Below are 24,463 nucleotides of genomic sequence, written 5' to 3'. Positions count from 1 at the left end.
ACGCTTTTCGACGTGTCCATACCAATTCTTACAACAGGCTTCATGGTATGCGCTCCTCTCGCTCGTGGTTCCATGATCATAATGCCATGGATCGCCGAGGTCTCAGAGCCGTCCACACCAACACATGTTTCATTGTCGCTATGCGGAGGGGTTTTGTAGGGTTGCCGACATGTCGTGTCGCAATCCGCCCCGATCACCACCGCGAACGAAGGGCGGTCCGATAGGTTTCAGGCCGGGTTACTCATGACCGCTGTGTTAAGGGCCAGGAGTTTAACGCCCAACAATCCTCGAGACATTTCATCGTGTTGAAATTCTGGCGCGGCGGACCCCGTATCGAGCTTCGGTTGACCCTTGACAATCTGACCAGCGACACCGTATGCGCGATCAGAAGCAGAGCGATCGAGAAAATAACCCTGCGGGCGTCTAGTGAGGTTGGACAAGCGATTTAGCTGCTGTTGCGGCGTGAGCAGGATCAGTGCCAGAAGCGTGGAGAAACCCTTGCTGGGGTATCTATTGAAAGAGAAACGTCCATAACCGCTGTTGCAGCGCGTCGAGTTCTTGGGTCTTCATCGCCTCAATCGTTGGACCAACGGCCGTCGCGCGAGATCTTCAAGACGAGGCAATGCCATCCTGCCGATAGGTTCTCAGCTCAGCGAATTAGGCAGCGAGATGCTTGTATCCGGAGAAGAACAGGGCGGGCCGTTGTTGACACTGCCGATTGAGCAGGAGCCAAATGCATTGGCTTCACAGGAGACCATAATGGCCGACCAAACCGATATGATGGCCAATGCTGAAACGGCGACCGCCGCGGCGCCCGATGTACCGAAGAAGGTGCGCAAACCTCGCGCCAAGAAGGCGGTGCCTGAAACGGCCGCAGCCGTCGTTTCCGTGCAACCGGCAGCGGCTCCGAGTGCCACAGCTGGAAAGCAGAAGAGAGGACGCAAAGCAAAGTCTGACGAAGATACGATGAGTGCCAAGCGCGCGCCTGTCAAACGTGCTCCGAGGGCTGTGCAGACAGCGACTACGCCGTCAGTGGCAGCTGTTGATGAGATCGCGGACCTTCTGCAGCTCGAAGAGGAAAACCAGAGGCTGCGCAAGCTGCTGGCGGAGAAGCTCCGCGCTGAAAATGCCGATCTGCGAAAGCGACTCAACCTCGGTTGATTGGCAGCAGACGGCCAAGTGCTGGCCGCATTCTCATGCTTATTGAAGTGAACATTTTGGCGGCGGTTAGCCCTGCCGCCAACGCCTTTTGCGTGCAGTTTGCATACGGGATGGAAATCGAGGTGGAAATTTGAGCATTTTGGTAGCGAGTAGGACCGGGCGACAATCGCAATCTTCTAGGGAGGAGAGCGGTGACGATGACGGTGACCATCAAACTTCGTATTGTAACGGGCGCCTATTTCGAACGATTTGGTCCTTTTGACCTAGGAGGCAAGCGTCCTGAACAAGATGGCTCGAAAAGACGCGTGCTGGAACCTCCCACTGGAAATGCGACGGATCCAAATGGCAGATGCTCTTCCATCAACCGCCTTATCTCGCAGATGAGCTGCCTCAGCCGCGTCACGGCTGAACCCTGCCGCATACCGCCAGCCACTCCCGCAGAATGGCTTTGTCAATTAGCCTCGACCACCAAAGGGCGCGTGATATCGTGTTGTACCTGCGCATCAGCTCACTCGGGCCGAAGAGCGGCAGCGTGTGAAATTCGCAGGCCGTTATGGACACCGCCGGCGCGATAGTGGTTATTTGCAGGCTTGTTGCGATGCTGAAGGCGTCGCTAAAAAAAGTACCACTGACACCCGAGGCTTATTAAAGTGAAAAAAGTACAGCGCAGCTTTGCCGTCGAATACAAATCTGGTCGGCGAAAACTAAACTCCAAGCCGAACTCGATCTGGGCAGACACCGATCTTAAGTCCGTTGCGCAAGATCTGCAGGACGAGGCGATGCCATTTTTATCATTAGCTCCTCAGGCAAGGAGCAGCGAGATGCTTGTATCCGGAGAAGAACAGGCCGGGCCGTTATTGACACTGCCGATCGAGCAGGAGACAAATGTATCGGCTTTACAGGAGACCATAATGGCCGATCAAAACGATACGATGACCAATGCTGAAACGGCGACCGCCGCGGCGCCCGATGTACCGAAGAAGGTGCGCAAACCTCGCGCCAAGAAGGCGGTGCCTGAAACCGCCGCAGCCGTCGTTTCCGTGCAACCGGCAGCGGCTCCGAGTGCCACAGTTGGAAAGCAGAAGAGAGGACGCAAAGCAAAGTCTGACGAAGGTACGATGAGTGCCAAGCGCGCGCCTGTCAAACGTGCTCCGAGGGCTGTGCAGACAGCGACTACGCCGTCAGTGGCAGCTGTTGATGAGATCGCGGATCTTCTGCAGCTCGAAGAGGAAAACCAGAGGCTGCGCAAGCTGCTGGCGGAGAAGCTCCGTGCTGAAAATGCCGATCTGCGAAAGCGACTCAACCTCGGTTGATTGGCAGCAGACGGCCAAGCGCTGGCCGCATTCTCATGCTTATTGAAGTGAAGATTTTGGCGGCGGTTCGTTCTGCCGCCAACGTTTTTGCTCGCAGTTTGCATACGCAGTAGAATTCGAGGTCGAATAAAATGGCGTCTCCATGGAAACTTCTTGCTGGGCTGGTGTCACGGCGACGCCAGCAGAAGCAAGAACACGGCTTGACCGATGACGCGAAGCCGGACGTATTGGCCATCGCCAAGCCGACTGAAACAGCAGACAACAACGAGTTGGACGGCGCAGACCGTCCGGCGGACGAAAAGCCAGTTCTTCATGGTCATTCCGCGGCGGTTCCGGCGGACCCGGATCATTCCGAGGAAACGGCAAGCGTTGTTGATGACACGACAGATGTCGAAAGCGCCAAGCCCGTGGAAGCGTCGGACCGGGCTTTGTCCGATGAGGCCGATACAGACGCGCATGCCGCACCAAAAGCCTTTCGAGTTGTCGAAGGTCAAACGCGAAAGCGCGGCACGCGGGGCATGAAAGCGAAAACGATTACAGTCGTTATCCCACCTTCTCCAAGCGCTCTCACCGCTTCTGACGATGCAATCAATCTCGACGAAGAAATCAGGCTTCTCCGGGACCAGTTGGCGCGCAAGCTTCAAATGCAAAATGAACAATTGAGGAGGATGCTGGAGCGGTTCGGACGTCAAGCGAAATGAAGAATTAACCCCAGATTGCCTCACGGTGATTGTTACCGATAGGGTCTCTATCCCGAGTGGATGAAGCTGTTGTTGGCATCCTGGTTCGGAGGATTTATGACGCGGTGGTCGCATCGTTTCCGTTGCGGTCATCATCGCCATCGGCGTCAACAGCGATGGCCGCCACCAGGTACTGGACATGGAAGTCGGTACGTCCGAAGCCGAGCCGATCTGGACGAAGTTCCTGCGCAAGCTTACGCGCCGAGGTTTGCGCGGCGTAAAGCTCGTCGTCTCAGGTGCGCATGAAGGGCTCAAGGCCGCGGCCACCAAGGTTCTCAGCGCCACATGGCAAAGATGCCGGGTTCACTTCATAAGGAATGTACTGGCGCATGCCGGAAAGAGCGGCAGGCGGGTCGTCTCCGCCTTCATTGCCACCGCATTCGCTCAGGATACGGCGGAAGCTGCCAGCACGCAGTGGCGTAATGTTGCCGACCAGATACGACCGAAAGTGCCGAAGCTCGCCGCCATTATAGATGATTCAGAAGAGGATGTGCTTGCCTACATGACGTTCCCGAAAGAGCACCGGGCAAAGCTGCACTCGACCAATCCAATCGAGCGTCTCAATGGCGAGATCAAGCGCCGCACCGAGGCTGTCGGCATCCCATACAAGCTGCTGTCCCTATTGTTAATATTTCCAAGCGTCGTGCTAGATCGCTGGAGAATCGGCGAGTTTTTGTGCGCTGCTATGTCAGATATTTAAACTCCAAAATGAGAGACTATGATGGATCCATGTCGCCGTATCGGCAAATTGTCGTGACAATGTAGCATGCTGTGTCTCATGGATGACAACCGGCGAATTCCCCTTGGCTGTTTGATGCCATGGCGAGTGTGAATTTCACCGCCGGAAGCGCTCCAATTAGGGGCAAGCCGGCCACCGGGCCGGATGTGCTGCGTAGTAAGGCCGGTGGATGGGAAACCCGCTCTGCTGGTCGCTGTCTTACCCGACAAGCGGTCCTGCAGCCTTCATTCGCGAGGCCAATTTGGCCAAGATCTTCAGTCCATTTTCAATAAGCAAATGTGCCTACCTTGTGTCGGATTTGTCGGACCGCGGCACACAACGTGCGATCCCCGGGCGCTGCATTCGCGTCGGAACCACTGGAACTGATGACATTTCAACTACGCCAGCCGATTTGGCATGGATCTTGAAAGGAGAGACCCGTGCCCGACTAATCAAATTGTGATCCGGGATTCACGGGTGTGATAGGGACGGCAATTTTGTCGCTGTTGATGTTTCGCGGGCATGATTGATCGAAATCAAAGCGGCTCGACCTGATACCTGTCATGACGCGCTTATTCCGGGCGCACGAAGCGCGGGTAAAACACTGGGGAGGACAACATGGCCTCTGGTTTGGGTATTGGCTCGCCAGCCCCGTCGATCAAAGCGCTGGACTGGCTGCGTGGCGATCCGCTTTCCAACTTGCAGCTCGGCACGATATACGTACTCGCGTTTAGTTCGACTACCTGCGGTGTTTGCGGACCGGCGCTGTCCTATGTGGCGCAGTTGCAGGAGAAATACAGCGACATGGGAGTTGAGCTCATCGGGGTCGCAGCAAATGAGGAAGCTGCAACGGCTGACGAGGCCCTGGCTCAGATGGACGCATGGGTAACCAAATGGCTCCCGAATACGAAAATTCGGATCGGGTTCGATTACTCAGGCGAAATGGCTAAGCATTGGCTGCAAGCCAGCCTGACTTTCCATGTTCCAGAGGCGTTCATTGTCGACCGAGACGGCAGCATCGCCTTTATCGGTGATCCGGATGTGGTCGAGGACGTTTTGCCAAAAGTGATGAACGGCAGTTGGCGCGCCAGCGCGGAAGCAAAAAATGCCGAAATCGAGCGCATTGCTGAAGTCGACATTGATGCTCCGGCGAACGCGTTGCGTCGTCGAATCCGGGCGGCGACCGAGATTGAGGATTGGAAGGCGGCGCTCTCGGCCATTGAAGAGGGCATCAAACTTTTCCCGGACAGCATCTCCTTGCGCCAGTCGCATGTCTCTATGTTGATGGGAGAAATGCGCGAGATAGGGGCGGGCTGGATCGCATTAGACCAATTTGCTCGTGATGCAATTGAACGAAACTCTGAAGATTGGCTTCTCGCGGCCATGCAAGAACTCTTCGGTCCACACTACGATTACTCGGGCCTTCCATTGGCGGAACGCTTTTCGATGGGCAAGGAGCTCTCCGATCGAATCCTCAGATTGTTTCCGCAGCAAGATGCCCTCTCACGCGCTGAGTCTTACGAGACGATTGCCTTTTACTGCCGTGAGAGCGGCGACAACGGCCTGGCAGTGGGGTTGATAGAGCTGGCTTTGAATTTGGTAGACGGAGGGCCACTTCCAGACGAAGATAAGCAGGAATGGCTGGCGCATTTGCGACGGGTCCTGGCGGAGTACAAGGGCGAGGGGGCTTTTTACGGGGGAATTTGCATGCCTCCGCCGAAATAGCCTTGAACATAGCAACCTGTTGGCGCGGCTTAGGCAGCGTCGACAGGAATTCTGACGAACCATTGGAGCAAGAACATAGTGTTTGATCCGACCGGATCGCTCGCTTTTCGCGCGAGCTTTTGCATTGGATAGGTTCGTGGGGTTTGTGGCCCGGTCCCAAGTCCTTGCGAGAGAGCATAGCCAATTGTGCCCTGAAAGGTGTTGGGTTCTATGAGCCAGCGATGTCGAGCCGGGGCACCCCCTGAAAACAAATCGCGGTTGCCGCAAGCCAGAAAAAGCAAACACGCTCGTTTCCGGCGCCCCTTTTGTAGGTGGCGTGATGTCTTGGGGAGAGGCTTTGGCGAATGAAGGAATGTCTTCAATTTGTCACCGCCTCCTTTAAGGGCGAATGAATGAGCTTCGCCTCCTCAAACCCCTTGGAAGGTTCTGACCTTTTACGGTCCTGAAGAGCGACGATCAGTTTACAAGATAATCCGTCACTTTTGTCATCTCTGCGACCAAGCAATGTTTCCCGAACCGTTCATTGTCCAATCTGAATAGATAAATAATAGGGAATGATCTAGTGCGGCTCACCGCGACCCGCCACGTCGGTTGAACAATTGATTCAAACACCAGGAAGCGAAATGGCACATGTACGTCAGATCACTTCTGGGGGAAGCTGGTGTTATCCGCAGGTCTACCAAGTCCGAAGGCATAGCCCGCGTTGGCATTCGGGATATTAGCCATGGCTTTGGAGATTCTGACGGTGCGTCGCGTCAGGGAGAGCACCACTTTGAAGCCATGACAACTTAAGGGATGAAGATATATAGCAACAGAATCGATAGGGAGCTTGCGTTACATGGCGTCCGGTCCGGTGCGCCCCCAAGGCTGATAACCGCCGCCTTGGGCACGGGACGCCGGGGCCGCCACATATGGACCGTTTGCGTATTGGCCGCGAAAATTTCGCGGTCTGTAGGGAGCCCGACGCCATACATTTAGACATCGAAAGCGTTACCACGCGAAGTCGCGAGACCGGCTGTCGTGGCGGCTCCCGCGCGAAATACATCCCAGTCGATGTTTGCAGAAAATTCCTTGGCTCCCCTTTGGGACTTCTCACCTCAAAGGCCAGCGTCCCTTCATTCAGCGTGTCCAACCGTATGTCGGCAAGACCGTCCATTTCTTCCGTTGGCCAAACGTCTTCCGGTGACTCTGAAGCTCTCTTCATAAATGGATTGCCCCTTCGTTGGGTGCTCACACATAAACCTGGCCCATAGCTCGTTCCTTCAATTGCAAGGAAATGATGAACCGTCAAAACCCGGGATTGAACACTCAAACGCAAATGAGCCTCCGAGTGGGCTTGCCCACGGGCAACAATGGATGACGCGACGTGAACTTGACGGTGGAATAGTCAGCGTGTGTCAACGGATTAAAAGCCTTTGCATTTATAGCCGCAGCGTCGTCCCGTCTTTCTGTCCTCTCGTTGATGTGGATCAAGGAGCAATTTGCGGCTTCGTGACAGTTCTGGCGAGAAAGACGGCCGCGACGCGGTCGTCGGCGCATTGAGGACGACATCATGAATTACACAACGGAAACGATGGTGATCGCGGTCGCGGCGTTTCTAGCGCTGCTAGTAGCCGCATTCGCGCATGATCATCTCTTTGCGGTCCATATGGGCATACTTTGCCTCTGCCTCGTTATGGGGGCTGTGCTGATGGTCAGGAAGGTTGACTTTTCGCCGGCAGGACAACAGCGCAACGTCGATAGGTCCGGCTATTTCGACGAGGTGATACGGTATGGCTTGATCGCCACGGTATTTTGGGGCGTGGTTGGCTTCCTGGTTGGCGTGATCATCGCGCTTCAACTGGCCTTTCCTGACCTCAACATCGCCCCTTATCTCAATTTCGGAAGGCTGCGGCCCGTTCACACGTCGGCAGTCATCTTCGCCTTTGGCGGCAACGCGCTGATCATGACGTCGTTCTACGTGGTGCAACGCACCTGTCGCGCACGTCTTTTCGGCGGCAATCTGGCTTGGTTCGTATTCTGGGGCTATCAGCTTTTTATCGTGATGGCTGCGACCGGATACGTTCTTGGAATCACCCAAGGCCGTGAATATGCCGAACCTGAGTGGTACGTCGACCTCTGGCTGACCATCGTTTGGGTCGCCTACCTAGCAGTATATCTTGGAACGATCCTGAAGCGCAAAGAGCCGCACATCTACGTGGCAAACTGGTTCTATCTCAGCTTCATCGTCACCATTGCGATGCTGCACGTGGTCAACAACCTGGCGGTTCCCGCCTCGTTCCTGGGCTCCAAGAGCTATTCTGTCTCCTCCGGCGTCCAGGACGCGCTGACCCAATGGTGGTACGGCCACAACGCCGTCGGCTTCTTCCTCACCGCCGGCTTCCTGGGCATGATGTACTATTTCGTGCCGAAGCAGGCCAACCGACCCGTCTATTCATACCGGCTTTCGATCATCCACTTCTGGGCGCTGATCTTCATGTACATCTGGGCCGGTCCGCATCATCTGCATTACACGGCGCTGCCCGACTGGGCCCAGACGCTCGGCATGGTTTTCTCGATCATGCTCTGGATGCCCTCCTGGGGCGGCATGATCAACGGTCTCATGACCCTTTCGGGCGCCTGGGACAAAATTCGCACCGATCCGATCATCCGTATGATGATCGTCGCCATCGCCTTTTACGGGATGTCGACCTTCGAGGGCCCGATGATGTCGGTGAAGACAGTCAATTCGCTCAGCCACTATACCGAATGGACGATCGGTCACGTGCATTCCGGCGCTCTCGGCTGGGTGGGAATGATCACCTTCGGGGCGATCTACTACCTGACGCCGAAACTATGGGGACGCGAGCGTCTCTACAGCCTGCGGATGGTCAACTGGCACTTCTGGCTCGCAACCTTCGGGATCGTCGTCTACGCCGCCGTGCTTTGGGTTGCCGGCATCCAGCAGGGGCTCATGTGGCGCGAGTACAATTCCCAGGGCTTCCTCGTCTACTCCTTCGCGGAGACGGTCGCGGCGATGTTCCCCTACTACGTGCTGCGCGCCGTGGGCGGAACGCTTTACCTGGCGGGCGGTCTCGTCATGGCCTGGAACGTGTTCATGACGATCCGCGGCCATCTGCGCGACGAAGCTGCGATCCCAACCACTTTCGTGCCCCAAGCACAGCCTGCCGAATGAGGTGAGACATGGCATCGATACTTGATAAACATCAGATCCTCGAGAAGAACGCGACGCTCCTTCTCGTCGGCTCGCTGCTCGTCGTGAGCATCGGCGGCATCGTCGAAATCGCACCGCTTTTCTACCTGCAGAACACGATTGAAAAGGTGGAAGGCATACGGCCGTATACGCCGCTCGAGCTGGCCGGACGAAACATCTACATCCGCGAAGGCTGCTACCTCTGCCATAGCCAGATGATCAGGCCCTTCCGCGACGAGGTCGAACGTTACGGCCATTACTCGCTCGCGGCCGAGTCCATGTACGATCACCCTTTCCAGTGGGGATCCAAGCGAACCGGGCCGGATCTGGCCCGTGTCGGCGCACGCTACTCCAACGAATGGCATGTCCAGCATCTCGCCGATCCTCGGGCAGTGGTGCCGGAGTCGATCATGCCGAGTTACGCCTTCCTCAAAGAGCAGAGGGTGACGGTCAAGGACGTGGGAATGGACCTGAAGGCCAACGAGGACGTGGGCGTGCCTTATGACGACGACATGCTGGCGAACGCGGAGGCCGACATGAAGGCCCAAGCCGATCCGAACGCAGATACCACGGCCCTGCTTGCCCGCTATCCGAAGGCGAAGACCGGCGATTTCGACGGCGATCCTGCTGCGCTAACCGAAATGGATGCCCTGGTGTCCTACCTGCAGATGCTCGGAACGTTGGTCGATTTCTCGACCTACGACGATGCGACCGGCTACCGATGAGGTGATCCATGGAAACCTACACTGCGATGAGACACTTCGCCGACAGCTGGGCCCTCCTGGCAATGGCGGCATTCTTCGTCGGCGTCGTTGTGTTCACCCTTCGCCCAGGCAGCAAGCAGACGGCGAAAGAGGCCGCCGATATTCCCCTGAAGGATGATTGAGATGTCGGAAAAACATATCGATGAATTTAGCGGCGTCGAAACGACCGGACATGAATGGGACGGCATCCGCGAACTCAACAATCCGATGCCCCGTTGGTGGGTGTGGACCTTCTACGCCACCATTGTCTGGGCTTTGGGCTATGCGATCGCATATCCCGCGATCCCGATGATTACCGACGCTACGAAGGGCATGCTGGGCTATTCCAGCCGCGCCGAGCTGCAGCAGAACCTGGATCAGGCCAAAGCATCGCAGACGACACTTCATGATCTGATCGCCGCCAAGACGGTGCACGAGATCGATTCCGATTCTGCCCTTCGCGAATTCGCGGTCGCCGGCGGCGCGTCTGCATTCAAGGTGAACTGCGCGCCGTGCCATGGCTCGGGAGCAAGCGGCGGCCCGGGATTTCCGAACCTCAACGACGACGATTGGCTGTGGGGCGGAGACCTGGATGCCATCCAGGCGACGATCGCGCATGGGATTCGCTTCGACGGGGATACGGACACTCATGCTTCCGAGATGCCGCCCTTTGCCGATGTTCTGGATCCCGTCCAGACAAGGCAGGTCGCGGCTTACGTCTGGGGACTGACGAATACACCGTCGGACCCCGGTCTCGCAGAGGCCGGAAAGCAGGTCTTCCTCGATAACTGTGCCGCATGTCACGGCGACGACGCCAAAGGAAAGGCCGACATGGGCGCGCCAGATCTCGCCGATGCGATCTGGCTGAAGGCACGCGGCGAGGATGCGATCATGCGCCAGGTAGCCGCTCCCAAACACGGCGTCATGCCTGCTTGGGCAGGGCGTCTCGGCGACACGACGGTCAAGGAACTGACGATCTTCGTCCATTCGCTCGGCGGCGGAACCTAAGGAGGATGCCATGTCAGATCATGACCACAATCTAATCCTCGGCCTCTACGGCACGCCGCGCGCTACGATACGATCACGCGGCTCGACGCGCCAAGGCCACGCCGCCACCTTCCAATCAGGACGACCTAGCAAAGAGCGCCAGTTCGATCATCAGTTGGACCTGCCTCAAAGACCACGAGCAGACAAGCCGGTAGCTGTAGCGTTGTCGAGGACGTTCCAGCGAGGTTGTTTGTTCGCCCGCAGCCCCCGAGGCCACGCCCTCTCTCCATGGCGTTTTCCTTTCGCACGAAGGCCTCCGCTCTTGATCTGCATCAATGATAAATGCGCAGCAGTTGGGACAACGGCAGATGAAATCCGATAGGTCCCATGAACCTCTGCACCGCACCAGATCCCGATACACCAAAAGGCTCAGTGGCGTGCCAGTCAACGCCCGTCGCAGCCGGCAGCCTCTCTACGCTCCTCGGAAGAAGGTTTTCCCCAAGCATGCAGAGGGACGTTTCCGTCGGTTCAAGTGGATCGTCCTGCTGATTACGCTTTGCATCTACTTTCTCGCGCCATGGATTCGCTGGGATCGCGGTCCTTACGCGCCCGACCAGGCAATCCTCATCGATCTCTCTTCGCGACGCTTTTTCTTTTTCTTCATCGAAATCTGGCCTCAGGAATTTTATTATGTAGCGGGTCTCCTCGTCATGGCGGGGTTCGGCCTGTTTCTTGTCACTTCCGCGGCTGGGCGCGCATGGTGCGGCTACGCCTGTCCGCAGACCGTCTGGGTTGATCTCTTTCTCGTCGTCGAACGTGCGATCGAAGGCGATCGAAACGCGCGAATGAAGCTTGACGCTGGCCTCATGAGCTTTGCCAAGCTGAGGAAGCGCGTCGTCAAACATTCGATCTGGCTGCTGATTGGCGTGGTGACAGGCGGAGCGTGGATCTTTTATTTTGCCGACGCGCCGAGCCTGCTTGTTTCGCTGTTCACCGGCCGCGCTCCTGCAGCCGCCTACACCACCGTCGCCATCCTTACTGCAACCACCTACGTGCTCGGCGGTCTCATGCGAGAGCAGGTGTGCACCTACATGTGCCCGTGGCCACGCATCCAGGGTGCGATGCTCGACGAGAATTCTCTTGTCGTCACCTACAATGACTGGCGGGGCGAGCAGCGGTCGCGTTACCCGAAGAAAGCTCGAGCCAGGGGCGTGCCGGTCGGGGATTGCGTCGATTGCAATGCCTGCGTGGCCGTGTGTCCGATGGGAATCGATATTCGCGACGGGCAGCAGATGGAGTGCATCACGTGCGGGCTCTGCATCGACGCCTGCGACGGTCTCATGGAGAAGCGCGGGAAGCCTCGCGGCCTGATTGCCTACGCCACCCTGAGCGAATACTCGAGCAACATGTCGCTCGCCACGGACGAAGGACGAATGGCCGTCCAGCCGTCCAGGATTCGAAACGATAATGGGACGTTCGTTCCGGCGATACGGCACTTCGACTGGCGTATCATCTTGCGCCCGAGAACACTCTGTTACGCGTTCGCCTGGGCGTCCGTCGGCGTGGCCATGCTGGTCCATCTCGGCTTTCGGGAGCGCCTTGAACTCAACGTCGTTCACGACCGAAACCCCCAATATGTTCTGGAAAGCGACGGCTCTCTGCGGAATGGCTATACGCTTCGGATCCTGAACATGGTGCCGACGCCGAGGGATGTGAACATAAGCCTGGTCGGGCTGGAGGGGGCGACGATGCGCATTCCCGAGTTGGGCAAGGAAGACGCTCGCAGCTTTAGAGTCCCTGCCGAACCCGACGCGGCCACGACGCTGAAGGTCTTCGTTACGCGCAAGCCTACCGGAGCCGCGATCAATGAATTTCTGTTCGTTATCGAAGATACCGATCATGCCGATCGGGCAACCTACCGCGCGGCGTTCAATGCACCGGGAGACATCAAATGAAGACCTCCGCTCTGGGTTTTACAGGCCTGCACATGCTGCTTGCGACCTCGGCATTCTTTGGCGTGGTGATCGCGGTGAACGTCACCATGGCCTTCTATGCCTCCTCCAGCTGGAGCGGTCTGGTCGTGGAAAACACCTATGTCGCCAGTCAGGAGTTCAACCGCAAAGCCGCGGCGATGAAGGCAATGGCCGCTTCCGGCATCGAGGGCAACCTCTCCATAAAGGGGCACGAGATCCGCTACGATATTCGCGACAAGAGCGGATCGCCTGCGATCGTCGACGACGTCGTTCTGAATTTCAAACGGCCCGTCGGAGACCACGAGGACTTCCACCTTACGCTCAGGAAGGCAGCCGCAGGGCGTTTCGAAGCGGAGCATGACCTAGCCGAAGGTGACTGGATCGTCGAGGCCATCTCGCGAAACAACGGCGTGGTCGTCATGCATGAGGCAAAACGCATCGATACCGGGGAGTTAGGCCAATGACCTGCTGTACCATGGACGCGGAAAGCGTACTTGCCCTCAGCACGAAATCATTCAGTGCCGAAGAGGTCCGCCTTGCCAGCCAGCCGCTCGGCGAAGGATTGCGCCAGCTGGACCTGAGCGTTTCCGACGTGCACTGCGGCGGCTGCATTTCGACCATCGAACGGGCGTTATTGACGCTTCCCTTCGTCAAGACAGCGCGAGTCAATCTCACGGCGCGAAGGGTGAGCTGCGTCTACCTGGAGGAGATCGAGACGGGCGCAACCGATCCATCCAAGATCCTCGCAGCGATCAACTCGGCCGGATATCGCGCACATCTCTTCACCCCCTCCGCTCCCGAGAACGACAAGACCAGAAATCAGCTTCTCCTCGCGATCGGCGTTTCCGGTTTTGCGGCTGCCAACATCATGTTGCTCTCGGTTTCGGTCTGGTCGGGCGCAGATGCCGCGACGCGCGATATGTTTCATTGGATCTCGGCGATGATAGCAGCGCCCGCGCTGGTTTATGCAGGGCGCTTCTTCTTCAAATCGGCCTGGAATGCGCTGCGGCACGGGCGCACCAACATGGACGTTCCGATCTCACTCGCCGTGATGCTCTCCTATGCCGTTTCATTGTGGGAGACCGTCCATCACGGCGAGCATGCGTGGTTCGACGCTTCGGTCTCGCTGCTCTTCTTCCTGCTGATCGGCAGAACCCTCGATCATGTCATGCGGGAAAAGGCTCGGGCGGCGATCAACGGACTCGCAAGACTGGCCCCGCGCGGAGCATTGCTGATCAATCCGGACGGGTCGCGACGCTACATTGCGGTAGAAGAGATCGCGGCGGGGGATGAAATCTCGATAGCCGCAGGCGAACGGGTTCCCGTCGATGGCATAGTCGTCAGCGGAGAGAGCGACCTGGACCTCTCCATCGTCACCGGCGAGAGCAGCCCCGTCGCCGTCGCCAGCAACAGCGAAGTGAGTTCCGGGGCGATGAATCTGACCGGCTCGCTCGTGTTGCGGGCGACGAGAATTGCCAAGAATTCGCTTCTCTCGGAAATCATCGGCCTCATGGAAGCCGCCGAGGGCGGAAGAGCTCGCTATCGCAGGATCGCCGATCGCGCTGCGACACTCTATTCCCCGGTCGTGCATCTGCTGGCGCTGGTCTCCTTCCTTGCCTGGGGCCTCCTGGGCGGAGACTGGAAACAGGCCATGCTGGTCGCCGTAGCGGTGCTGATCATTACCTGCCCATGCGCATTGGGTCTTGCCGTACCCGTGGTCCAGGTCGTCGCCGCGGGAGAGCTTTTCCGGAAGGGGATCATGGTAAAGGACGGCTCAGCACTCGAAAGACTGGCCGAGACCGACACCGTGGCCTTTGACAAGACGGGCACCTTGACGATGGGCAGTTCGCGCCTTGTCAGAGTGGACGCCATCGACGAGAGCGCCACCGCAATCGCCCGTGGATTGGCCGCGCATTCACGGCATCCTCTTTCTCGGGCCCTGGTACGGGACACCGAAACCGACCGCATGTCCTTCGACATCGTCACGGAAATCCCCGGCCGGGGACTGGAAGCCAGGAGCGGAGCGGATGTCTATCGATTGGGCAACGCGGCGTTTGCCTGCGGAACCAGCGTCGTGCCCCGCATCGCCGACAGTCCGTTCTCGGAAGTGGTCCTGTCGAAGAATGGTGTCGATCTTGCCCGCTTCTTCTTCGATGACACGCTTCGTCCGGGTGCTTGCGAGGCCATCGACCGGCTCGATGCAGCCGGCCTTGAAACGCTGATCGTGTCGGGCGACAGGCAGACCGTCGTCGACAATACGGCGCATGCCCTGGGTATCGACAGGGCTTTGGGCTCTCTGACGCCGAAACAGAAGGTCGAGGAATGCCAAAGGCTGAATGGCCAAGGTCGTCGCGTGCTGATGGTTGGCGACGGTATCAACGACGCCCCGGCACTTGCTGCGGCGCATGTCTCGATGGCGCCGGCCACGGCCTCCGATATCGGCAGACAGGCCGCCGACCTCGTTTTCTTCAACGATCGCCTTGACGCTGTTCCGGAAGCGATCGCCGTTGCGCGAAGTTCCGCCAGCCTCATCCGGCAGAACTTCGCTCTCGCCATCGGTTACAACGTTCTGGCGGTACCGATCGCCATCGCCGGATTGGCGACGCCGCTCATAGCGGCGGTGGCAATGTCGACATCCTCGATCATCGTCGTGACCAACGCACTGCGCCTGAACGCGTTCGGCAAGCGTCAGGATATGCAAATTCGAGGGGGGATCGGCAGGAGGGCGGAGGTCAAAGCCGCATGAACATGCTGATCTATCTCATACCGATCGCGCTGCTGATGGGAGGAATAGGACTCCTGGCATTCCTTTGGTCGCTGAAGAGCGGCCAGTATGACGACCTTCAAGGCGCCGCCTGGCGAATCCTCGCCGAGGACGAACCGGATCAACGAAAACCCTAACCGCACACTGTGTCCAAACACGAAATGAATATGGACAGTCGCGACAATCTGCACTGTCGTCGTTTGTCGGCTTCGCGACAAATGCCCTTTCGCAACCAAGTTCACTACTCGCCATAAATCACTGAAACTCAAGCATATTCTTTTTCGGAATCCAGTCGATGGTTTGGCACGCTTCTTGAAAGCTATCACGCGCCGCGGCGCCCAAGTTGCCCCAAGTGGTTCATGATGCCAAGCGTGCCAATTTCACGTGAAGGCATCGATCTCCGTGCCCTGCGGTCATGATCAGGCATGGTCCCAAGAATTAAGTGGAACTTTATCATGAAACTGTCCGCCAATCTCTTACTGCGCCAGAGCCAGTCCCTGGTGATGACAGCGCGACTGAGGCAATCCATCCAGTTGCTGCAGATGACGCACTTCGAAGTCAACCAGTTTATCGCTCAAGAAGTGGAACAGAACCCGCTGCTCGAATTTCCGTACAACGATGATGAGGCGGGCGGCGATGCCGAAGAGGAGCAGTATGCTCATCAGCCGGAGGATGCGGGATCGGACGATGGCTATGACAACCGCACCGAGGCGCTCTCCAGCGACTGGTATGATAACGGCGGCAGCGCCAGCACCAGCCGGCTGAACGACGAACTCGACGCCAATTACACCAATGTCTTTCCCGATGACGGTGCCCCGCAGCGCCTCGATGCGCCGGAGCTCGTCAGCCAGTGGAAATCGATGCCGGGCAGCGGCGAGGGCGCCGACTACGATCCTGACGATTTCGTCGCCGGCCAGGTGTCGTTATGCGATCATCTCGCCCAGCAGATCCCCTTCGTCCTGCCTGACATGGCCGACCGGCTGATCGCGCAGAATTTCGTCGACCAGCTCGACGACTGCGGTTATCTGCAGGCCGATATCGTCGAGGCGGGCGAGAGGCTGGGTACGAGCCTCGCACAGGCCGAGCGCGTGCTCGCCACCCTCCAGAGCCTCGATCCGCCGGGTGTTTTCGCCCGCAGCCTCGCCGAATGCCTGGCGATCCAGCTGAGGCAGAAGGACCGATACGACCCGGCCATGCAGGCTCTGGTCGAAAATCTCGAACTACTTGCCCGGCGTGATTTTGCCACGCTGAAGCGGCTTTGCGGCGTCGACGAGGAAGATCTTCTCGACATGCTCGGCGAGATCCGTCAGCTCAATCCGAAGCCCGGCAGCGGTTTCGAGGCAGGTGTTTCCGAAGCGATCATGCCGGATGTGGTCGTCAGAGCCTCCTCGGAAGGCGGCTGGCTGGTCGAGCTCAATCCGGATACTCTGCCGCGCGTACTGGTCAACCAGTCCTATTTTTCTCGCGTGACCAAGACCAAGGATGCAGAGGTTCAGGCCTTCCTCTCTAATTGCATGCAGACCGCCAACTGGCTGACGCGCAGCCTCGATCAGCGGGCAAATACCATCATGAGGGTGGCAAGTGAAATCGTCCGCCAGCAGGACGCCTTCTTACAGCACGGCATCGATCACCTGCGCCCGCTGAACCTGAAGACGGTCGCCGAAGCGATCAAGATGCATGAATCCACCGTCAGCCGCGTCACGTCGAACAAATATATGCTGACGCCGCGCGGCCTCTTCGAACTCAAATATTTCTTCACCGTCTCGATCAGTGCCATCGCCGGCGGCGACAGCCATTCGGCCGAGGCCGTGCGTCACAAGATCCGTGCGCTGATCCTGCAGGAGAGCGCGGAGGCGGTGCTTTCTGATGACGATATCGTTGACATGCTGAAGAAGGGCGGCGTCGATCTCGCCCGTCGCACGGTTGCAAAATACCGGGAGGCGATGAACATTGCATCTTCGGTCCAGCGCCGCCGCGAGAAGCGGGCGCTCGCCAAGGTCGCCGGTTTCTGAGGCTATCATGCTTCGACCTGAACCGAAAAATCCTGCCTTAAGCGGCGCGACTCTATGAAAGCTAGCCCTCGGGTGACTTTGGATCACGCCCGCGGTGCTTGCGCTGGCCAAGTCTGCCATTTTTATTGTGGGCCCGCGGGCATGTTTTGTGTCCGAAATGTGCCCGGCACCACATCCGCCGGCACCGCGCTTAGCGTCGCAACCGCAATCGGGGTTAGATCGCACCCTGCGCTCGAGCTGGATCAAGAAGTGCGGCGGCTATGACAGCATCTGCGACAGCAAACTCAATTCCTCAGATATCTCGGCGCAGGAACAGGTTTCGCGGTGCCACATCGTACAGGGGCGACGTACATTTTTCGACAAGCGAGCCTGCCCTAGGTAGCGATTACCTGGCGCTGCATGGCCATTCTGCGGAACAGTTTAACGAATATCAAACAGCGCAATCATCTTCGTGAGCTGCGATTTTTGTGCCGATTGATTGCGCCAGCAGTCCTCTCAAGCGTTGCCTTCTGCGTCAAGGGGACCATACGCCCCTGGGTTTTCCAACCCGATCAGGGCGTTCCGCCGGCAGAGTTCTCCTCCCGCCGTACAGGGGCTTGCGCGAGCCGTTGGCAGCTAGGAGGCGCGCTGAAGACCGACCGCTATGTCATCAAGGGGCCGCTAGTCATATAGCACCGCGGCGCGGATTGCCGCCGGCCGCATCAATGGGCCGAGAATGCGAAGTACCTGCGCGATGAGTCTAGCGACCAAGGGCCGGCGCAAGGGCATCAAGAGCGCGCCGGAACGAGGACGAGATGCTGGCGCGCTGCAAGGTGAAGGGTTGATTTCAGCCGCTTTGCACTGTCCTCGTCTACCACAACTGGAAAGCGGCGATCCAGAACCTGCATTCGACAATAACTTTTTCGAATTCACCGGTCGCGTCTGTCCGCGCCCTGTCCCTGCGATGACGACTGCATGTTGAACTCGACGATGTGCCGGGGTTATCAGGGCGGTGGAACAGGCGATCGTCGCTAACGATCACCCGGCTACCAAGTCGAAGCATCCCTTAACCGATGGCCAGATCAAGCGACTTCGCCGCCGCCTCCATTCGGGCGTCGCCTGTGGCGCTGTTTAGTCGTTCTCTATCACAAGATCGCGAACGGCTGCAGGATACATTTGTTCGTGGATGTTTTGCGCATGTGCCAAGGCGCTCTCGTAGTCAACGTGAAGGTGGACGCGCGACATCGCGCCATTAAGCTCGGTCACCACGACCCTTGATCCGATGGCGACCGCGCGCGTGCCTGCCGATGCGACAAGGCGCATCGCAAAATCGATGTCGGTTATGATGCAAAGGCAGGGCCTGCCGTCCTCTTCAAAGAATATCGAGCTAATATCGTGTTGATCAAGAAGCACAAGGAGAGTGTCGCGTTCTGCAACACTCGCGACAGCTAATACTGCTGCGTCGCGTGCTACTGTCACGGAACCGGAGTATCCGTGGCCTGTGATGATCGTGCCCGTCGCCACTCCGTCACTAGTCAGTGCTTTGCAAACTATGGTGACTGCGTGCTTTTTAGCATAATCCACTGCCCTATGGTGCAGCACCTTAGCGCCCTGCCGCGACATCTGCGCAATTGTCCCATACCCAATCTTCGGGATGAATCGTGCCCCTGGTACAAGATGAGGATCTGCCGTGTAGACGCCCTTAACATCTGAATATATTTCGCACGCTTGCTCTCCTAACATGGCAGCGATCACGACTGCTGTCAGATCGGAGCTGTTTCTGCCGAGAAACGTTAGTTTGCCCGACTGATCAATTGCCTGACCACCCGCGGCAATGACAATGTCATGCTCCTGAAGTGCAGCCCTGATTGGCTGAGGATCGACGCTTTCAACTGACGCCCGGCCGAAGTCTGAATTAGTGCGTATCCCGAGGGCATAGCCATTCAACGACGTTACGGGAATCCCGAGGCGACTGACTGCAGCCTCCAACATGCAGGCACTCAGCATCTCGCCCGTGGCAAGTGCCGCATCGAGATTCGATGGTGATGCTTCTTTGTTGACGCCAAGCATGGTTGCTTTCAGCTTGTCGGTCATTCCATACATTGCGCTGACCACGGCGATAATCTTGACTCCGCCTGCAGCCCGCAGCTCAGCTAGATGCTGAGCAACTCGAGCGTAATCACAAGGATCTCGAAAACTCGAACCCCCGAATTTGACAATGGTCGTCTTCATGTTTCATCCATCAAGTTATTGGCGATCGCAAGCTGTGCGATGAGGAGTGCGTTCAGTGCGGCCCCAACCTGAACGTTGTCGGCTACAACCCACATCCACAGCCCGCGCGGATTCTCTGGATTAACTCGGACCCGACCGACGTGAACATCTGCAGGATCTCCCAGATAGCGCGGCGTTGGATATCCGTCGCGAATTTCATCAGCATAAAGTCGAACACCTGGTTCATTTGCCAGGAGCTCACGGACCTGTTCTAGTCGAACATGATCGTCGAACTCGACGTATACCGCCTCGGAATGGCCCGTCTTTACCGGCACTCTAACGCAGGTGGCGGTTAACTGCAGATGAGGCATACCGAAGATCTTCCGTGACTCTTGAACCAGCTTGCGTTCCTCTAGAGCCACGCCTTCACGGGAAATCTCTCCGATCTGAGGTATGACATTGAATGCAAGAGGGACAGGGAAGCTCTCCGCAGCGGGTCCGGTGCTCCCCTCGAGCCAGGCTACGGCACCGTCTTCTAGCTCGTTAATCCCGCGCAGGCCAACTCCTGAGGCGGCTTGATAGGTGGTCAAAAGAACCTGGTTAACGCCGAACGTCGCTATCAGCGGTCGCAGTGCCCGAACCAGCTGTATCGTGGAGCAATTTGGGTTTGCTATTATTCCAGACGGCGGACGAACTGTAAGTGAACAGGCGTTAACTTGTGGTACGACGAGTGGTACGTCAGGGTTCATTCGAAAGGAGTTCGAGTTGTCAATCACCAAGGTGCCTTGGGATGCGAACGGAGCCGCCCATTTGGCGCTTACGTCACCGCCTGCGGAGAAGAATGCGATATCGGTTTTGGTATCGCCGATATCGCCGATGTCGCGGAGTGCCTCAACTAAATATGTTTGGTCTCGAAACTTGAATTGGCGCGCACCCGAACTGGAGGCGAACAGTCGCAGTCGATTGATCTTAATCTCGCTTTTTTCCAACAACTTGATCAGGGCCGTTCCGACCGCCCCGGTTGCTCCAACGACAGAAATATCTAATGGTCTCATGAGTACCTCATTTAGACGCTCGTGGTTGGATCTTGCTTTCAAATTTCGAAGCCCGCTTCGGCCGCCCAAGGATGTAACCGGAAGGCTGTCGTCGCGGCTTAATGCACAGTTCAATGCCTCCTCTCTTCAGATCGTTGGACTTTCGACCTGGTGTTTCCTGTGATGATTGCCCCCGAATGGCAGATTGGATGCCTAGAAAGAGCTTCGCGTCGCAAGCGGATTTGCTTTCACGCTAAGCTGCCATGCCGCCTTCTCCACGTCTTCGAACCGATGCGATAGTCTCGCAATGTGGACGGCGCCGGCGGCTTCTACCGCTCGGAACGGAATTCAAGATTCGTGCACCGCACGATGATCAACGGCGATATGAGTCTGGCAGTTCTTGGGACAGACGCGGGCGCACGCTCCGCAGCCGATACAGCGGCCGGGATAATCAATGACCATGATCACGCGACTGAGCTCACCATTAAAGTCGTCCTCGCCATCGCAGACACCCAGCATTTCGCCTGCTTCATCGATACCGTAGGGATGCATGACCTCACGTGAGCAGACCTTGAAGCAGCGGCCGCAGCCGATGCACGTGGCAGGGTTGATCGAATTCAGATATTCCGGCATCCATCGGGACCCGTCGCGAGTCACGGATGAGCTTGTCATAGATTCCTCCGATTTAGCGAGTTCTGCCGATGACAAATGTGACCGCCGAAGGCGCGCCCATTGCGAGACAAAATGCGAGCCGGCAGCTGTCTAACGCCGCTATCTTTGTCCCGGTGCAATCCTCACCTTCCCTTCGGTGTCTTCCGATCTCGTCGGAGATGTCTTCTAACCCAGCGGCTTCCACGACGGTCCACGCGTCGCGTATCGCGTCGTAGTTGGCCAATCGTTTGGCCGATTCAAACTGCGCTTTCAGTCCTTTCATAGCTTGCGTGGCGATCGCGGTTCGCAAAGCGCCCAACTGCCGTTTCGGCCGCTGGTGATGGAATCTGCCATTGAACTGCGAGAGGCGACGAACTGATCTCATTTTTGCGATTCCCGCCTGTCGGTTGAGTCAAGTGGGCCAGGGGTTCGGAGGGTGGTTAGTCTGAAGGATGTTCGCGAAGTCGAAGATCACGTCGCGGGTCCCTCGGTACAAGATTGTAAGCTTGTGCTGGCTGCCAAAGCGGTCGAACATGGGGAACCCCACCCGCATCAGCGGGACGCCGAGACGTCTGGCAGCTTCTCGGCCGTGCGAGTGTGTGACGATAAGATCGGCAGTTGCGGCGAGACTTTCCAGATCACTGAGATTGCCGACTTTGACGGTCTTCGCCGGTACCATCTCGAGCGCCTTCGAAGTGCCGGTCGTGGTGACCGCGGCCGCAATTTCCGCACCCATGGCAGTAAAAAAGTCGGAGAGCTGGAAAAGTTGATCCGGCTCGGAGGCGATTGCGATCTTCTTGCCAGCCATATGAAAATGTCCGTCGAGCATGGCATCCTGCAACTGCATTCGGTTGCGGCGGACATTGAGCGGTGTCTGTTTGCGTGACATAGCGGCAAGCACGCGAATAAAGCGATCGACGTTCTCTAGGCCCGTCAGCGATCTAAACAGCACATACGGCACGCCGGTCAGTCTCTGCAGCGCTTCAGCCGGTCGCCGCATATGCTCACCGATTGCGATACACTGCATCGTCGCACCGAGATCGCGGATCTCCTCCACTTTCGTGCCGCCATACGTTGTCGGCATCCATTCTTCCGGGATGGAGCCGTCGAGCGCTCCGGATACGTCCGGCAGAATAACCGGGTCGAGGCCGAAGCTTTCGGCCGTCTCGCGCAGATGTTCTATGTCAGCAACCGTTAAGTTCCAGCCAGGCAAGATCGCGATCTTCCTCGGATTGCGATACTGCTTGTCAGGTCGCGCTATTGCCTCGATCACGGCGGTAACAGCTTTAGACCAACCCTCCTCTATGGCGCCGTCAAAGTCAGGCGTGTTGGCGACTATCACTTCGGTGCCCACAAGTTCTATCGCCCGCCTGCGTTTGATGTTTTCGACGTCACCGGCGACATCCTCGTCGCGGGCCTCTACCGATGCGGTCGTGCATATCCCGATCAGTCGTGGCCTTGAGCGGGCTTTGAGGCTGAGAATTGCCTCTTCGAGACGATCCGCGCCGCCGACGATTATCGCGGCTTCGTTCATCGCCGTCGTTTGCAGCGGGATCGCTTCATTGAAATGCCTCACGAGCAGTGCGAGCGCGAAGCTTGTACATCCCTGGCTGCCATGGAGCAGAGGTATTGCGCCGTCGACGCCCAGAAAGGCGAAGGCAGCACCAAGCGGCTGAGACGACTTCAGGGGGTTGACCGCCGCCGACTTAGTTTGAGATACGACGCGTGCCATAGTACGACCTCAACATTTTTTGCGAGTGATCTCGCGGTTTGGTTCGACGCGCTTACACTTTTCTTTTCGCTCGTTTTTCAACGACTAAGGCCGGCTCCCATGGCGCCGGCGCGCGCACCTGCGGCCACATCGGATTGTGGATTGCCAGGTCAATTTGTCGAGCAAGTTGCACCATTCCCTCATAGCCAGCGTAAGCGTGATGACGCTCCTGGTTAATGTCGAGCCAAGGTAGTTTAGCCTTTAACGCTATATACTGGGTGCGTCCGCCCGACAGCATGATGTCAGCCTTTCTGTCGAGTAGAAGCGAGAAAAGCTCGCGCGGCGACTTCGACTCGAACAGGAGGTTCTCCTCTTTCAGGGTCTGCTTCACTCGCTCCCTATCTTCGAGCGTCGATTTCTTGACTGATGTGCCGACGATCTCCATGCCGATCTCCATCAAGGCATGGACGACCGACCAGGATTTCACGCCGCCTGTATTTAGAAGCACGCGCTTGCCCTCAAGGCGAGGTCGGTAGGCTTCCAGCCTCTTCCACACCTTTTCCTCTTCTTCCGCTACAAGGATTTCCGTGCGATGCAAAAGCGAGGGGTCAGCACCCTTCCTTACAAGCAGATCGGCGATCCGCCGGAGCGCCTCCGAGGTGCCGGAAATGCCATAGAAGGAGCCCTCGAAAAATGGAATGTCCCACCGCTCCTGCATCTTACGTGCCAACGTAACGAACGCTGTCGAACACACCGTCATCGCTGCGCGCGAGCGGTGGGCGGAGGCGACTTGCAGATATCGCGCGTCTCCGGGAATACAGGCGCGGACGCGGATGCCGAGCTTATCCAAGAGCGGCTTCACCTGCCAGAACTCACCAGAGAGGTTAAATTCGCCGAGTATGTTGATGTCGCAAAGGCCTGGTTCATCGGGCTCCACGGTACCTATGACATGCTTGAGCAGCGCCTCGCCCGCTAGCTTGTTGCCGAGGTTTTTAGATCCGACAAAACCTGGCGCATTGACCGGCACCACCGGTAAGGCAAATTCGTCCGTCGCTCGCTTGCAAACAACGTCGATGTCGTCACCGATCATCGCTGTAACGCAGGTTGAATAGACGAAGATTGCCGCGGGCGCATACCCATCCTTGATTTCCCGGATCGCTTTAAAGAGCTTCCGTTCACTGTGGCCCATTACGATGTCGATTTCCGTAAGATCAGTCGTGAAGCTCGTGCGCCAAAGTGTTGGACCTGACGAGGCAGCGCCACGGTTGTCCCAGGAATTTCCCTCGCAGGCGAGCGGCCCGTGAATCAGATGTGCGACATCGGTTATCGGCTGCAGTGCGACCTTGGCGCCGTCGAAAGCGCAACCGCCGACGGCCGTTCCCGGGGCCATTGGCCTCGCGCAATTCCTTCGGCGCGCCTTAGGACCCTTGCTGCCGCTCCTTTCACTCGCTAGCTCGTGGAAGGCATCTTTGACTTTGGCGTTGAGCGAGGACATTCGTCTGCCTTCATATCTGGTTGAGAGATAGGCCGCCTGGCCGGCCGCCGCTC

16 protein-coding genes and 4 pseudogenes are annotated in these 24,463 nt (G+C 57.6%); 15 read left to right on the top strand and 5 right to left on the bottom strand.

All coding sequences use genetic code 11. The features are described from left to right. Positions 1-622: 622 nt before the first annotated feature. The 15 genes and pseudogenes from HJB89_RS22135 (at position 623) to rpoN (ending at position 17,329) form a co-directional block, all read left to right on the top strand. Positions 623-1,161 (top strand): annotated as a pseudogene (locus tag HJB89_RS22135) (transcriptional regulator). Positions 1,162-1,811: 650 nt separating this feature from the next. Continuing rightward, positions 1,812-2,474 (top strand): transcriptional regulator, encoded by a 663-nt coding sequence (locus HJB89_RS22130; RefSeq protein ID WP_104891188.1) that lies wholly within the window; start codon positions 1,812-1,814, stop codon positions 2,472-2,474. A gap of 131 nt (positions 2,475-2,605) precedes the next feature. Continuing rightward, complete coding sequence (locus HJB89_RS22125; protein WP_018516594.1) at positions 2,606-3,175, top strand: hypothetical protein; 570 nt, start codon at positions 2,606-2,608, stop codon at positions 3,173-3,175. A gap of 100 nt (positions 3,176-3,275) precedes the next feature. Beyond that, positions 3,276-3,815: pseudogene (locus HJB89_RS22120) on the top strand (transposase); the annotation flags it as partial. Between the two features lie 735 nt (positions 3,816-4,550). Then, a complete protein-coding gene (locus HJB89_RS22115; RefSeq protein ID WP_018516592.1) occupies positions 4,551-5,657 on the top strand; it encodes a redoxin family protein in 1,107 nt (368 codons plus the stop codon). A 1,552-nt stretch (positions 5,658-7,209) separates the two neighbouring features. Further along, a complete protein-coding gene (gene ccoN, locus HJB89_RS22110) occupies positions 7,210-8,832 on the top strand; it encodes a cytochrome-c oxidase, cbb3-type subunit I (protein ID WP_018516591.1) in 1,623 nt (540 codons plus the stop codon). 8 nt (positions 8,833-8,840) lie between these two features. Continuing rightward, on the top strand, positions 8,841-9,575 hold the full coding sequence (ccoO, locus tag HJB89_RS22105; RefSeq protein WP_018516590.1) for a cytochrome-c oxidase, cbb3-type subunit II: 735 nt from the start codon (positions 8,841-8,843) through the stop codon (positions 9,573-9,575). Between the two features lie 8 nt (positions 9,576-9,583). Continuing rightward, positions 9,584-9,736, top strand: a complete 153-nt coding sequence (locus tag HJB89_RS22100; RefSeq protein WP_018516589.1) for a CcoQ/FixQ family Cbb3-type cytochrome c oxidase assembly chaperone — start codon at positions 9,584-9,586, stop codon at positions 9,734-9,736. A gap of 1 nt (position 9,737) precedes the next feature. Beyond that, positions 9,738-10,601 carry a cytochrome-c oxidase, cbb3-type subunit III gene (gene ccoP / locus HJB89_RS22095; RefSeq protein ID WP_026242308.1) on the top strand — a complete coding sequence of 288 codons (864 nt, stop codon included), beginning with the start codon at positions 9,738-9,740 and terminating at the stop codon, positions 10,599-10,601. 10 nt (positions 10,602-10,611) lie between these two features. Continuing rightward, positions 10,612-10,795, top strand: a pseudogene (locus HJB89_RS33345) (hypothetical protein). Between the two features lie 172 nt (positions 10,796-10,967). Then, a pseudogene (gene ccoG / locus HJB89_RS22090) lies at positions 10,968-12,535 on the top strand (cytochrome c oxidase accessory protein CcoG). Beyond that, complete coding sequence (locus tag HJB89_RS22085) at positions 12,532-13,017, top strand: FixH family protein (protein WP_018516587.1); 486 nt, start codon at positions 12,532-12,534, stop codon at positions 13,015-13,017. The pseudogene ccoG and the gene HJB89_RS22085 overlap by 4 nt, the downstream one beginning before the upstream one ends. After that, on the top strand, positions 13,014-15,299 hold the full coding sequence (locus HJB89_RS22080) for a cation-translocating P-type ATPase (protein WP_018516586.1): 2,286 nt from the start codon (positions 13,014-13,016) through the stop codon (positions 15,297-15,299). The genes HJB89_RS22085 and HJB89_RS22080 overlap by 4 nt, the downstream gene beginning before the upstream one ends. Beyond that, positions 15,296-15,454: a cbb3-type cytochrome oxidase assembly protein CcoS gene (gene ccoS, locus HJB89_RS22075; RefSeq protein ID WP_018516585.1), complete on the top strand. Its 159-nt coding sequence runs from the start codon at positions 15,296-15,298 to the stop codon at positions 15,452-15,454. Before HJB89_RS22080 ends, ccoS begins: the two co-directional genes overlap by 4 nt. Before the next feature lie 318 nt (positions 15,455-15,772). Then, entirely contained in the window at positions 15,773-17,329 is a 1,557-nt protein-coding gene (gene rpoN, locus HJB89_RS22070) for an RNA polymerase factor sigma-54 (RefSeq protein ID WP_104891189.1), read from the top strand. 1,110 nt (positions 17,330-18,439) lie between these two features. Here rpoN and HJB89_RS22065 read toward each other — a convergent pair. From HJB89_RS22065 to nifE, 5 genes are all read right to left on the bottom strand, one after another. Continuing rightward, entirely contained in the window at positions 18,440-19,540 is a 1,101-nt protein-coding gene (locus HJB89_RS22065; RefSeq protein ID WP_018517731.1) for a hypothetical protein, read from the bottom strand. After that, complete coding sequence (locus HJB89_RS22060; protein WP_018517732.1) at positions 19,537-20,574, bottom strand: aspartate-semialdehyde dehydrogenase; 1,038 nt, start codon at positions 20,572-20,574, stop codon at positions 19,537-19,539. Before HJB89_RS22060 ends, HJB89_RS22065 begins: the two co-directional genes overlap by 4 nt. A gap of 327 nt (positions 20,575-20,901) precedes the next feature. Continuing rightward, on the bottom strand, positions 20,902-21,225 hold the full coding sequence (gene fdxB, locus HJB89_RS22055) for a ferredoxin III, nif-specific (RefSeq protein WP_018517733.1): 324 nt from the start codon (positions 21,223-21,225) through the stop codon (positions 20,902-20,904). Between the two features lie 391 nt (positions 21,226-21,616). Further along, complete coding sequence (gene nifN / locus HJB89_RS22050) at positions 21,617-22,936, bottom strand: nitrogenase iron-molybdenum cofactor biosynthesis protein NifN (protein WP_018517735.1); 1,320 nt, start codon at positions 22,934-22,936, stop codon at positions 21,617-21,619. A gap of 52 nt (positions 22,937-22,988) precedes the next feature. Further along, positions 22,989-24,410, bottom strand: a complete 1,422-nt coding sequence (nifE, locus tag HJB89_RS22045; protein ID WP_018517736.1) for a nitrogenase iron-molybdenum cofactor biosynthesis protein NifE — start codon at positions 24,408-24,410, stop codon at positions 22,989-22,991. Positions 24,411-24,463: the final 53 nt, after the last annotated feature.

The sequence above is a fragment of the Rhizobium sp. NZLR8 genome (assembly GCF_019685025.1).
Classification (GTDB): Bacteria; Pseudomonadota; Alphaproteobacteria; order Rhizobiales; family Rhizobiaceae; genus Rhizobium.
The sequence above is the reverse complement of the archived record's forward strand: the minus strand, read 5'-3'. Positions and strand labels throughout refer to the sequence as shown.